The sequence below is a fragment of the Streptomyces sp. NPDC050534 genome, assembly GCF_044457745.1.
Taxonomy (GTDB): Bacteria; Actinomycetota; Actinomycetes; order Streptomycetales; family Streptomycetaceae; genus Streptomyces.
The window spans coordinates 1,029,514-1,041,440 of the sequence record NZ_JBITHF010000002.1; the positions used below are offsets into that span (position 1 = coordinate 1,029,514).

11 protein-coding genes and 1 pseudogene are annotated in these 11,927 nt (G+C 71.7%); 6 read left to right on the plus strand and 6 right to left on the minus strand.

Annotated elements, in window-relative coordinates; translation table 11 throughout:
* Window positions 1–43: 43 nt before the first annotated feature.
* The 3 genes from ACIBN2_RS10390 to ACIBN2_RS10400 form a co-directional block, all read right to left on the minus strand.
* Entirely contained in the window at window positions 44–2,464 is a 2,421-nt protein-coding gene (locus ACIBN2_RS10390) for a Tex family protein (protein WP_399133821.1), read from the minus strand.
* A 101-nt stretch (window positions 2,465–2,565) separates the two neighbouring features.
* Window positions 2,566–2,697: an LPFR motif small protein gene (locus tag ACIBN2_RS10395; RefSeq protein ID WP_016431377.1), complete on the minus strand. Its 132-nt coding sequence runs from the start codon at window positions 2,695–2,697 to the stop codon at window positions 2,566–2,568.
* A gap of 75 nt (window positions 2,698–2,772) precedes the next feature.
* Entirely contained in the window at window positions 2,773–3,642 is an 870-nt protein-coding gene (locus ACIBN2_RS10400) for a hypothetical protein (protein ID WP_399133822.1), read from the minus strand.
* Window positions 3,643–3,725: 83 nt separating this feature from the next.
* Here ACIBN2_RS10400 and ACIBN2_RS10405 point away from each other — a divergent pair.
* Window positions 3,726–3,923, plus strand: a pseudogene (locus ACIBN2_RS10405) (DJ-1/PfpI family protein); the annotation flags it as partial.
* Here the strand turns inward: ACIBN2_RS10405 and ACIBN2_RS10410 are convergent.
* Window positions 3,895–4,650, minus strand: coding sequence for an enoyl-CoA hydratase/isomerase family protein (locus ACIBN2_RS10410; protein WP_399133823.1), 756 nt, complete (start codon window positions 4,648–4,650; stop codon window positions 3,895–3,897). The pseudogene ACIBN2_RS10405 and the gene ACIBN2_RS10410 sit on opposite strands and share 29 nt — an antisense overlap.
* Before the next feature lie 266 nt (window positions 4,651–4,916).
* On the opposite strand from ACIBN2_RS10410, the gene ACIBN2_RS10415 reads away from it, so the two are divergent.
* Window positions 4,917–5,426: an ATP-binding protein gene (locus ACIBN2_RS10415; protein WP_399133979.1), complete on the plus strand. Its 510-nt coding sequence runs from the start codon at window positions 4,917–4,919 to the stop codon at window positions 5,424–5,426.
* Window positions 5,427–5,429: 3 nt separating this feature from the next.
* Here ACIBN2_RS10415 and idi read toward each other — a convergent pair whose 3' ends face one another.
* Window positions 5,430–6,023 (minus strand): isopentenyl-diphosphate Delta-isomerase, encoded by a 594-nt coding sequence (idi, locus tag ACIBN2_RS10420; protein WP_399133824.1) that lies wholly within the window; start codon window positions 6,021–6,023, stop codon window positions 5,430–5,432.
* 315 nt (window positions 6,024–6,338) lie between these two features.
* A complete protein-coding gene (gene galE, locus ACIBN2_RS10425; RefSeq protein WP_399133825.1) occupies window positions 6,339–7,307 on the minus strand; it encodes a UDP-glucose 4-epimerase GalE in 969 nt (322 codons plus the stop codon).
* A 278-nt stretch (window positions 7,308–7,585) separates the two neighbouring features.
* Here galE and ACIBN2_RS10430 point away from each other — a divergent pair, with 278 nt between their 5' ends.
* From ACIBN2_RS10430 to ACIBN2_RS10445, 4 genes are read left to right on the plus strand one after another with little or no spacing between them, the layout of a single operon-like run.
* Window positions 7,586–9,370, plus strand: a complete 1,785-nt coding sequence (locus ACIBN2_RS10430; protein ID WP_399133826.1) for a DUF5941 domain-containing protein — start codon at window positions 7,586–7,588, stop codon at window positions 9,368–9,370.
* On the plus strand, window positions 9,367–10,119 hold the full coding sequence (locus ACIBN2_RS10435) for a sugar phosphate nucleotidyltransferase (protein ID WP_399133827.1): 753 nt from the start codon (window positions 9,367–9,369) through the stop codon (window positions 10,117–10,119). Before ACIBN2_RS10430 ends, ACIBN2_RS10435 begins: the two co-directional genes overlap by 4 nt.
* Window positions 10,107–11,168, plus strand: coding sequence for an iron-containing alcohol dehydrogenase family protein (locus ACIBN2_RS10440; protein ID WP_399133828.1), 1,062 nt, complete (start codon window positions 10,107–10,109; stop codon window positions 11,166–11,168). Before ACIBN2_RS10435 ends, ACIBN2_RS10440 begins: the two co-directional genes overlap by 13 nt.
* The gene (locus ACIBN2_RS10445; RefSeq protein ID WP_384255203.1) at window positions 11,146–11,925 is read left to right on the plus strand and encodes a CDP-alcohol phosphatidyltransferase family protein; all 780 of its coding nucleotides are present in this window, start codon (window positions 11,146–11,148) and stop codon (window positions 11,923–11,925) included. The genes ACIBN2_RS10440 and ACIBN2_RS10445 overlap by 23 nt, the downstream gene beginning before the upstream one ends.
* The last annotated feature ends 2 nt before the right edge of the window (window positions 11,926–11,927 follow it).

Genomic DNA, 11,927 nt, shown 5'->3' on the forward strand with positions numbered 1-11,927 from the left:
ACGACCCGTCCGCGGTCACCCACGCCCCCGTGGGGCCGAGCTCTCAGCGCTTGCCGTTCTTCGGATCCAGCAACCCGGCCCGCCGCAGCGCATCGGCCATGGCGCTGTTGGCCGGCGGCGCCGCCTGCCGTGAGCCCCCGCCCTGGCGTGCACCCCCGCCCTGCCGCGAGGCGCCGCCCTGCCGCGTGCCGCCGCCCTGCTGCTGCCGCTGCTGAGGCGGACGCCCACCGCGCTGGCGGCGCTCACCGCCGCCACCCTGCTGACCCTGCGGAGCAGCCTCGTCGTCGAGCCGCAGCGTGAGCGAGATCCGCTTGCGGGGGATGTCGATGTCGAGGACCTTCACCTTGACGATGTCGCCGGGCTTGACGACGTCCCGCGGGTCCTTGACGAAGGTCTTGGACATGGCGGAGACGTGCACCAGGCCGTCCTGGTGCACGCCGACGTCGACGAAGGCGCCGAAGGCCGCGACGTTCGTGACGACGCCCTCCAGGACCATCCCGGAGGACAGGTCGGAGATCTTCTCGACGCCCTCCTTGAAGGTGGCGGTCTTGAAGGCCGGACGGGGGTCGCGGCCCGGCTTCTCCAGCTCCCTGAGGATGTCGGAGACGGTCGGCAGACCGAACGTCTCGTCCACGAAGTCGTCCGGCTTGAGCGAGCGCAGCACCGACGTGTTGCCGATGAGGGCCGCGACCTCCTGGCCCGAGGTCTTCACCATGCGGCGCACGACCGGGTACGACTCGGGGTGCACGCTGGAGGAGTCCAGCGGGTCGTCGCCGCCGCGGATGCGCAGGAAGCCCGCGCACTGCTCGTACGCCTTCGGGCCGAGCCGCGCCACGCCCTTCAGTTCCGTACGGGACGTGAAGGGGCCGTTGGCGTCGCGGTGCGCCACGATGTTCTCCGCGAGGCCGGAGGTGATGCCGGAGACGCGGGCCAGCAGCGGTGCGGACGCCGTGTTGACGTCCACGCCCACGCCGTTGACGCAGTCCTCGACCACCGCGTCCAGCGAACGCGACAGCTTCACCTCGGACAGGTCGTGCTGGTACTGGCCGACGCCGATCGACTTGGGGTCGATCTTCACCAGCTCGGCCAGCGGGTCCTGCAGCCGGCGCGCGATGGAGACGGCGCCGCGCAGCGACACGTCCATGTCGGGCAGTTCCTGGGAGGCGAAGGCGGACGCCGAGTACACCGAGGCGCCGGCCTCGGACACCGTCACCTTGGTGAGCTTCAACTCCGGGTGCTTGGTGATGAGTTCACCGGCGAGTTTGTCGGTCTCGCGGGACGCCGTGCCGTTGCCGATCGCGATCAGCTCGACCGCGTGCTCCTTGGCCAGACGGGCCAGCTTGGCGATCGCCTCGTCCCACCTGTTGGCCGGGACGTGCGGGTGGATGACGTCGGTGGCCACCACCTTGCCGGTCGCGTCGATGACGGCGACCTTCACGCCCGTACGGAAGCCGGGGTCCAGGCCCAGCGTCGCGCGCGTGCCGGCCGGGGCGGCGAGCAGCAGGTCGCGCAGGTTCGCGGCGAAGACCTGCACCGCCTCGTCCTCCGCGGCCGTGCGCAGGCGCAGCCGCAGGTCGATGCCGAGGTGCACCAGGATGCGGGTGCGCCAGGCCCAGCGGACCGTGTCCACAAGCCACTTGTCGGCGGCGCGCCCGCGCTCGGCGATCTCGAACCTGTGGGCGACGATGCCCTCGTACGAGGACGGGCCGTCGGTCGCCTCCTCGGGCTCCAGGACGATGTCGAGGACGCCCTCCTTCTCGCCGCGCAGCATCGCGAGGATGCGGTGCGAGGGGAGCTCGGTGAACGGCTCGGCGAAGTCGAAGTAGTCGGCGAACTTGGCGCCCGCCTCCTCCTTGCCGTCCTTGACCTTGGCGGCCAGGCGCCCGCGCACCCACATGCGCTCGCGCAGCTCGCCGATGAGGTCGGCGTCCTCCGAGAAGCGCTCGGTGAGGATCGCGCGGGCGCCGTCGAGCGCGGCCTGCGCGTCGGCGACGCCCTTGTCGGCGTCGACGAACGCGGCCGCGGCCGCGAGAGGTTCGACGCTCGGATCACTGAGCAGCCCCTCGGCCAGCGGCTCCAGACCGGCCTCGCGGGCGATCTGCGCCTTGGTGCGCCGCTTGGGCTTGTAGGGCAGGTAGATGTCCTCGAGCCGGGCCTTGGTCTCGGCGGCGCGGATCTGCGCCTCCAGCTCCTCGGTGAGCTTGCCCTGCTCACGCACCGAGTCGAGGATCGCGGCCCGTCGCTCCTCCAGCTCCCGCAGATAGCGCAGCCGTTCCTCGAGCGTGCGCAACTGCGCGTCGTCGAGCATCTCGGTGGCTTCCTTGCGGTAACGGGCGATGAAGGGCACCGTCGAACCGCCGTCGAGCAGTTCCACGGCAGCCCGCACCTGCCGCTCCCGTACGCCGAGCTCCTCGGCGATCCTGCCTTCGATGGTTCCGACTGTGCCGGACCCGGGTGTCGTCACGATCCCGTACCGCCTTCTCACTGAGGTTGCGCGGCAATTGTGGCAGGTGGCGGTGACAGTCGGGGATCAGGGCGGCACCCGGGCGGGCCGTGACGGCGGAATCAGGCTCCTCGGCCGCGCGCGGTGGACGAGGCTCCACCGAAGAGGCGGGCCAGGGCCCGGAAGGGCAGCGTCACGACGGTGGCGATGGCGCCACCGATCTGCCGCAGCACGTCAGCTATCGCTCGGAACACGGATATCCCCTTTCCTCTCCCGGCCACGGCGACCGGGAGAGGACCGGGTACCCCGTTTCGATCAGTCCTTGCCGATCAGTCCTTGCCGATCAGATCCGCCGGGAAGGCCCCGGCGCCGACGGCGGCCCCCGCGAAGGCCTTGCCCAGCTCCGTCAGCCGCTCGACGCCCTCCGCGCCCAGGTGCTCGTAGGGGGCCCGGTCCAGCCGGTCCGTCTCCGCCTCGATCTCGGCGCGCAGCATGACGCCCTGCTCGGTCAACTCGCCCGCCGCGTCGATCAGTCCGCGCTCGCGCAGCCTGCCGCGGGCCGCGTCCCACTCCTCCTGGCTCCACCCGCGCGTGCCGAACACCCACTTGGGCGTCATGCCCTTGCCGGTCGCGGTGTGGGTGACCACGGCCTCCAGACCGTCGAGTTCGGCGGACATCAGGACCGCGACATGGCCGTCGCCCCGGTGCTCGCGCAGCAGCGTGGCGGCGTGGAAGAGCGCCATGTGCGGCTGGTCGGGGACGGGCAGGTCCGCGTGGGCGGAGTACAGCGGCCGAGCCGGGCGCGTACAGGCCTCGGTGGCGCGCAGCGCCAGCCGCGCGGCCTCGGCCATCTCCGCGGACGCCAGGACGTCCTCGCCCAGCAGGCGGCGCAGGGTGGAGTCGGCGGCACGCGCGCGTGCGGCGAGGGTCTGCGCGGGCGTGGCGGTCTCCCACACGGTGGGCACGTGCCTGGCCACGAGTTCGTACTTGTAGTTGTAGAAGGTCGCCGCCACCGTGCCCGGGCCGACCGGTCCCAGGGCGGCCGCGCGGACGGCGAAGTTGCGGGCCTTGGGGTGGGTGATGCCGAGCGCGCTCAGTTCCTCGCCCAGGTCGGGCGAGAAGTAGTGCGTCGCGTGCAGGGAGTTGAGCATGTTGTGGCAGCGGCGGCCGGCGCGGGCGTCGAGGGCGGCAGTAGTCATGACCGGCAGGTTACCGACTGGTTGGTACGTGACTCCAGGGGCGGTCACGCGATGGCAGGAAAGGTGGGGTACTCGTCATTGCGGCCTCCGGCATCGACATGGGGCTCGCGCTCCTCGGCCGGATGTCGGGCGACGCCGTCGCCCAGGCCGTACAGCTGGGCATCGAGTGCGACCCGCAGCCGCCCCACGACGCCGGGTCGCCGGACAGGGCGGCCGCGGACGTCGTCGAGCTGGTCCGGTCGATGAGCCGGTTCATCCTGGGAAAGGAACCGACCATGTGAAGCGCGGCGGACGGCGCTCCAGGAAGGCGGCGACCCCCTCGGCGGCGTCGCCGCTGCCGCGCGCCTGCTCGCTCCAGTGGGCGTCCCGGTCGGCGCGGCCGCCCGCGAACTCCTTCGCCGCGGCCTGGGTCAGCTGCGAGCGGGAGGCCAGGATGCGGGTGAACTCCGTTACTCGCTTGACGAGTTCACCTTCGGGCAGCACCTCGTCGACCAGGCCGGTGCGCAGCGCCCGCGCCGTGTCGATCAGCTCGCCCGAGAACAGCAGGTACTTCGCGGCCGCCGGGCCCACCAGCGACACCAGCCGCCGGGTGGACGACGCCGGATAGACGATGCCGAGCTTCGCGGGCGTCACCCCGAACAGGGAGCCTTCCTCGGCGAAGCGCAGATCGCAGGCCGCAGCGAGCTGCGAGCCGCCGCCGACGCAGTGCCCGCGCACGGCGGCCAGGGTCGGTTTGGGAAAGGCGGCCAGGGCCTCCTCGGCGCGCACCGCGAGCGCCTGCGCCTCCTCCGGCGAGCCCCGCAGCGTGGAGATGTCGGCGCCCGCGCAGAATGTGCCGCCCTCCCCGGTCAGCACCAGCGTCCGCACGCCCGGATCGGCGGCGAGGGTGTCGAGCAGCGGCGGCAGCGCGGCCCACATCGCGGCCGTCATGGCGTTGCGCTTGGCCGGGTGGTGGATGACGACGGTGGCGACCGAGTCGGCGACGTCGTGCAGCAGCTGGGGCTCCATGGGCCGGATGCTAGCCGCCCCGCCGGACGCGTGATCACGAAGGGCGGGACGAATGGGACGAGCATGCTGGCAAACCCGTACAACCCGAAAAGTTCGCGAAGTCGGCTACGGGGTGACAGGAGTAGTCCCACAACTGACCGTGTCATACGCCAACGGTCAGAAACGCTCGATTGTCGCTGACTTCTGTTCAGTCATACGGAAGGGAGTGGGTCGTTACCAACACTCGACGTGTGGTGACAATCGAGCGCAAGGGTGGCGACCTGACGATGGACAACCACGGGCGCGGGACCGGCCCACGCCCAGAAGGCGGGGCCGAGGGGCCCGGTGATACGGAGCCGACGGGCCCGTTGCCCTACGAAGGCGTCTGGCGGTTCACCGCACCCGCCGTCGACGCCTCGGTCCCGCAGGCACGACACGCCGTACGTGACCTGCTGTACCGCCAAGGAGTGCCCATCTCCGACGACCTCGTCCACGGCCTGCTGCTGATCGTCTCCGAGCTTGCCACGAACGCCGTCAAGCACGCGGCGCTGCTGTCGCCGATGCTCGCCGTGGAGGTCGCCGTCGGCGCCGAGTGGGTGCGGGTGTCCGTGGAGGACAACCACCCCTACCGCCCGACCGCCCTGGAGGCCGACCACGCCCGCACCGGCGGCCGCGGGCTGCTGCTGGTGAGCGAGGTCGCGCGGGAGGCGGGCGGCGTCTGCGACGTCGAGCACACCGCGAGCGGCGGCAAGGTGATCTGGGCCGCCCTGCCGCTCAAACCCGTCCGCGTGCTCTGAGCGTCACCAGCCGGCCGACGGGCCGGTCAGCTCCCTGACCGCCGGACGCGCAGCGTCCAGCACCGTCATGAACCAGGCCGAGAAGGTGTCCTTGGCGTGCCGCTCCGCCAGCTCCGCGGGACTCACGAACGCGGTCTCGCCGACCTCCTCCGGGTCCGGCCGCAGCGCGGCCTGCACCATCCCGACGAACAGGTGGTTGTACTCCTGCTCGACCAGGCCCGAGGCCGGGTCCGGATGGTTGTAGCGCACCGTGCCCGCCTCGGCGAGCAGTGAGGGGGAGACGCCCAGCTCCTCGTACGTGCGCCGGGCCGCGGCCGCGAAGGGTGCCTCACCGGGGTAGGGGTGGCCGCAGCAGGTGTTGGACCACACACCGGGGGAGTGGTACTTGCCCAGCGCCCGCTGCTGCAGCAGCAGCCGGCCGTGCTCGTCGAAGAGGAAGACGGAGAAGGCGCGGTGCAGCCGGCCCGGTGGCTGGTGGGCGGCGAGCTTCTCCGCGGTGCCGATCGTCACGCCGTTCTCGTCGACCAGTTCCAGCAGAATCGCGTCAGCGGTGCCGTTCGACGGACTGTGCGTCGCGGTGGCAGGTGTGATCGGCATACCCATCCTTCACATCGGTCTTCGCGCCCCAAGTGTGCCGCACGAATCCGGCACTCCCGGCACTTCACGGTGCGCCCGCATGTCCCGCGCACGGCGCGGGCGACGGCCGTCACCGGTAGGAGACCGGAAGAGGGGCCCGGTAGTTGATCGTGCCCGGCGCGATCGGCGGGGAACCGTCCGGGCGGGGCTGTGAGGCTCAGGACGCGCCCCCGCGCCGGACGGCTGCATTCCGCTCCGAGGGCGCACCACCCGGCTCACCGGCGGGCTCTCGCCCCGTGCGCCGCGCCTCCGTCCGGCTCCCGCAGGCGGGATGCCTCACATGCCGTGGTGCAGCCGCCAGCCCTGCCACGCCGACTCGATCATCTCGCGCACCCCGCGCCGGGCACTCCAGCCGAGCTCCTCGGCGGCCCGGGCGGCCGAGGCGACCGCGCGGGGCGCGTCCCCGGGGCGGCGGGCCTCGACGAGGGGGGCGCGGCGATCGCCGGTGACCTCGCCGATGACGGTGACCATCTCGCGGACGGAGACGCCCTCGCCGCGGCCGATGTTGACCGTCAGATCGCCGCTCGCGCCGCCGTCCAGCCTGCGCGCCGCAGCCAGATGGGCCTCGGCCAGGTCGGCGACGTGGATGTAGTCGCGGATGCAGGTGCCGTCCGGCGTCGGGTAGTCGTCACCGAAGATCCGCGGGGCCTCGTCGCGGGTGAGCCGGTCGAAGACCATCGGCACGATGTTGAAGACGCCGGTGTCCGCCAGCCCGGGTGCGGCCGCGCCCGCCACGTTGAAGTAGCGCAGGCACACCGTCGCGATGCCGTGCGCCTGTCCCGCCGCCCGGACCAGCCACTCGCCGGTGAGCTTGGTCTCGCCGTACGGGTTCACCGGCGCGCACGGGGTGTCCTCGGTGATCAGGTCCACGTCCGGGTTGCCGTAGACGGCCGCCGAGGAGGAGAACACGAACCGCTCGACGCCCGCCTCGGCGACCGCCTCCAGCAGCGTCGCGAGACCGCCGACGTTCTCCCGGTAGTAGCGCGTGGGCTGCGCCACGGACTCGGCGACCTGCTTGCGCGCCGCGAGGTGGACGACGCCGGTCACCTCGTGCCGGGCGAGGACCTGCTTCAGCAGGGCGCCGTCGAGCGAGGAGCCCTCGACGAGCGGCACGTCGGCAGGCAGCCGCGCGGGGTGTCCGGCCGAGAGGTCGTCGAGCGCGACGACGCGCTCCCCGGCGCCGCTCATGGCCCGCGCCACATGGGCCCCTATGTATCCCGCTCCGCCTGTGATCAGCCATGTCATGGTCGTCCACCCTATGCCGACGCCCCACGGCGATCCCCAATGTCCCGGATGCCCCTGTTCCGGCCGGCACGGTTTGTCGGCGGGACCCCGAATCCCCGATGATGATCGCGGCAAAGGCCAGTGGAGACGGCGTTGATCGGCCCGTTAACGGGCGGTGAACGGTGTTCTTCGAGCATCCGATAGCCTCTGCCGACATGCCGCCCGCCTGGTGCAGCCAAGGGGCGTCCCCACCGCGCACATGACCGGCGCCCACGCGTCGGCACAGGGAGTGAGTTCGGTTGTCGACCGCCATCCTCACCGGTCAGCCGGTCCCCGGATCGTCGATCGAGGACGACCTGCGGTCCCTCGGCTTCGACGTCCGGGTCGCCGGCGACGTCGCCGACGCCGAGACGCTCCTGGCGCGGGTTCCCGGTGACGAGCGGGTCGCCGTGGTGGACGCCCGCTTCGTGGGCCACCTGCACGCCCTGCGCCTCGGCCTGACCGACCCCCGCTTCCCGCTCGCCGCGATCTCGGGCGCCGTCACCGCGCAGGCGGCCGGCCGCCAGGCGCTGACCCGGGCCATGGCCCGTGAGAACTCCGCGGGGGGCGGCGCGGCCGTCGCGGTGGACAACCTCGCCGACCGCATAGTCACCGCCCTCGACGCCGACGGCGCCGACGTCCACCGCCCCGAGCTGGGCAGCCTGGTCGCCGAGGTACCGGCCGACCCGCAGGCCCGCAACGAGGCGCGGCAGGCCGTCACCGCCGTCGACGACGAGGCCGTACGCCTGAAGTCGGCCGTGAAGTCCCGCGACGGCTTCTTCACCACGTTCTTCATCAGCCCGTACTCGCGCTACATCGCCCGCTGGTGCGCCCGCCGCGGACTGACCCCGAACCAGGTCACCACCGCCTCGCTGCTCACCGCGCTGATCGCGGCGGGCTGCGCGGCCACCGGCACCCGTGCCGGCTACGTCGCCGCGGGCATCCTGCTGATCTGCTCCTTCGTGCTGGACTGCACCGACGGCCAGCTCGCCCGCTACTCCCTGCAGTACTCCACGCTCGGCGCCTGGCTGGACGCCACCTTCGACCGCGCCAAGGAGTACGCCTACTACGCCGGCCTCGCCCTGGGCGCGGCCCGCGGCGGCGACGACGTATGGGCCCTGGCACTGGGCGCGATGGTCCTGCAGACCTGCCGGCACGTCGTCGACTTCTCCTTCAACGAGGCCAACCACGACGCCACCGCCAACACCAGCCCCACGGCGGCCCTTTCGGGCCGGCTGGACAGCGTCGGCTGGACGGTGTGGCTGCGGCGCATGATCGTGCTGCCGATCGGCGAGCGCTGGGCGATGATCGCCGTCCTCACCGCGGTCACCACCCCGCGCATCACCTTCTACGTCCTGCTGATCGGCTGCGCCTTCGCGGCGACGTACACCACGGCGGGCCGGGTGCTGCGTTCGCTGACCCGCAGGGCGCAGCGCACGGACCGGGCGGCGCAGGCGCTGGCGCACCTCGCGGACAACGGACCGCTCGCGGAGGCGGTGGCGCGTGTCGCCCCACGTATCCCGGCGCCGGTGAGCGCCGCGGCCGGCGGGCTCCTCGTGGTGATCTCTGCCGCAGTCTGGGGCGCAGGATGGCCGACCGTGCTGGGTGCCGTGGCCTACGTCCTGCTCTCCGGCGTCGCCGTCTCCCGGCCCCTCAAGGGCGCCCTGGACTGGCTCGTTCCGCCCTTCTTCCGGGCGGCCGAGTACGGCACCGTCCTGGTGCTCGCGGCCAAATCCGGGGTGAACGGAGTGCTGCCCGCGGCTTTCGGCCTGGTGGCGGCCGTCGCCTACCATCACTACGACACGGTCTACCGCATCCGCGGCAACGCCGGAGCGCCGCCGGCCTGGCTGGTGCGCGCCATCGGGGGGCAAGAGGGCCGGACGCTGCTCGTCACCGTCCTCGCCGCGCTGGTCACCGCATCGCAGTTCAAGGTCGCGCTCACGGTCCTCGCCGTGGCCGTTGCCCTGGTGGTGCTCGTCGAGAGCATCCGCTTCTGGGTGTCCGCTGGGGCGCCCGCAGTACACGACGAAGGAGAACCCGCATGATCGGCCTCGTGCTGGCGGCCGGCGCCGGACGGCGTCTGCGCCCCTACACCGACAGCCTTCCCAAGGCTCTGGTGCCGGTGGGGCCCGCGGGCATAGAGGGCGAACCGACGGTCCTGGACCTGACGCTCGGCAACTTCGCCGAGATCGGCCTGACCGAGGTGGCGATCATCGTCGGCTACCGCAAGGAAGCCGTGTACGAGCGCAAGGCCGCCCTGGAGCAGAAGTACGGCCTCAAGCTCACCCTCATCGACAACGACAAGGCCGAGGAGTGGAACAACGCCTACTCCCTGTGGTGCGGCCGTGACGCCCTCAAGGACGGTGTGATCCTCGCCAACGGCGACACCGTCCACCCGGTCTCCGTCGAGAAGACGCTGCTCGCCGCACGCGGCGAGGGCAAGAAGATCATCCTCGCGCTGGACACGGTGAAGAACCTCGCGGACGAGGAGATGAAGGTCGTCGTCGACCCCGGCAAGGGCATGACGAAGATCACCAAGCTGATGGACCCCGCCGAGGCCACCGGTGAGTACATCGGCGTCACCCTCATCGAGGGCGACGCCGCCCCGGAGCTGGCCGACGCCCTGAAGGCGGTCTGGGAGACCGACCCGCAGCAGTTCTACGAGCACGGGTACCAGGAGCTGGTGAACCGCGGCTTCCGCATCGACGTGGCGCCGATCGGCGACGTCAAGTGGGTCGAGATCGACAACCACGACGATCTCGCCCGGGGACGGGAGATCGCATGCCAGTACTGACCCGGCTCATTCCCTCGCCGCTCGTCGTGGACATCCGCCCGGGTGCCCTCGACGACCTGGCCTGTGTGCTCGCCGACGAACGCATCTCCACCTCGGGCAGGCTCGCCGTCGCCGTCAGCGGCGGCTCCGGTGCCCGGCTGCGGCAGCGGCTCGAGCCCACCCTGCCCGGCGCCACCTGGTACGAGGTCGACGGCGGCACCCTCGACGACGCGGTCCGGCTGGCCGGCGACATAAAGGCCGGCCACTACGACGCGGTCGTGGGCCTCGGCGGCGGCAAGATCATCGACTGCGCCAAATTCGCCGCGGCACGCGTCGGCCTACCCCTGGTCGCCGTACCGACCAACCTCGCGCACGACGGCCTGTGTTCGCCGGTCGCGACGCTCGACAACGACGCCGGCCGCGGCTCGTACGGCGTGCCCAACCCGATAGCGGCCGTCATCGACCTCGACGTCATCCGCGAGGCCCCGGTGCGCTTCGTGCGCGCGGGCATCGGCGACGCGATCTCCAACATCAACGCGATCGCCGACTGGGAGCTGTCCAACCGCGTCAACGGCGAGAAGATCGACGGTCTCGCCGCCGCCATGGCCCGCCAGGCGGGCGAGGCGGTCCTGCGTCACCCCGGCGGCATCGGGGACAACAACTTCCTCCAGGTCCTCGCCGAGGCGCTGGTCCTCACCGGAATCGCCATGTCGATCTCCGGCGACTCGCGGCCGGCCTCGGGCTCCTGCCACGAGATCAACCACGCCTTCGACCTGCTCTACCCCAAGCGTGCCGCCAGCCACGGCGAGCAGTGCGGCCTCGGTGCCGCCTTCGCCATGCACCTGCGCGGTGCGCACGAGGAGTCGGCGTACATGGCCGAGGTGCTGCGCCGGCACGGGCTTCCGGTGCTGCCGGAGGAGATCGGCTTCACGGTGGACGAGTTCGTCCGCGCGGTGGAGTTCGCCCCGGAGACCAGGCCCGGCCGCTACACCATCCTCGAACATCTCGACCTGACAACCGACCAGATCAAGGACGCATACGCCGACTATGTCAAGGCCATCGGTAGCTGAACTCCGTCCGGTCGTCCACCCCGCAGGGGTCAAGGACCGGCGCAGCGGTGAGCACTGGATGGGGCGCCTCTACATGCGAGAGGTGTCCCTGCGGGTCGACCGCTACCTGGTGAACACCAGGGTCACGCCCAACCAGCTCACGTACCTGATGACCGTCTTCGGCGTGCTCGCCGCCCCGGCACTGCTGGTGCCGGGGATCTGGGGCGCGGTGCTCGGCGTGGTGTGCGTCCAGATGTATCTGCTGCTGGACTGCGTCGACGGCGAGATCGCGCGCTGGAAGAAGCAGTACTCCATGAACGGCGTCTACCTGGACCGGGTCGGCGCCTACCTCACCGACGCCGCCGTGCTGGTCGGCTTCGGGCTGCGCGCCGCCGACCTGTTCGGCAGCGGCCGTATCGACTGGCTGTGGGCGTTCCTCGGCACGCTGGCCGCGCTCGGCGCGATCCTGATCAAGGCCGAGACCGACCTGGTCGGCGTCGCCCGCCACCAGGCCGGGATGCCCCCGGTCAAGGAGGCGGCCGCCGAGATGCGCTCCTCCGGCATGGCGCTGGCCCGCCGGGCCGCCGCCGCGTTCAAGTTCCACCGGCTGATCCTCGGCATAGAGGCGTCCCTGGTGATCCTGGTCCTGGCGTTCGCCGACCAGGCGCGCGGGGACCTGTTCTTCTCCCGGCTCGGTGTCGCGGTGATGGCCGGCATCGCACTGCTGCAGACCCTGCTGCACCTCGTGTCCATCCTGGCCTCCAGCAGGCTGAAGTGAGC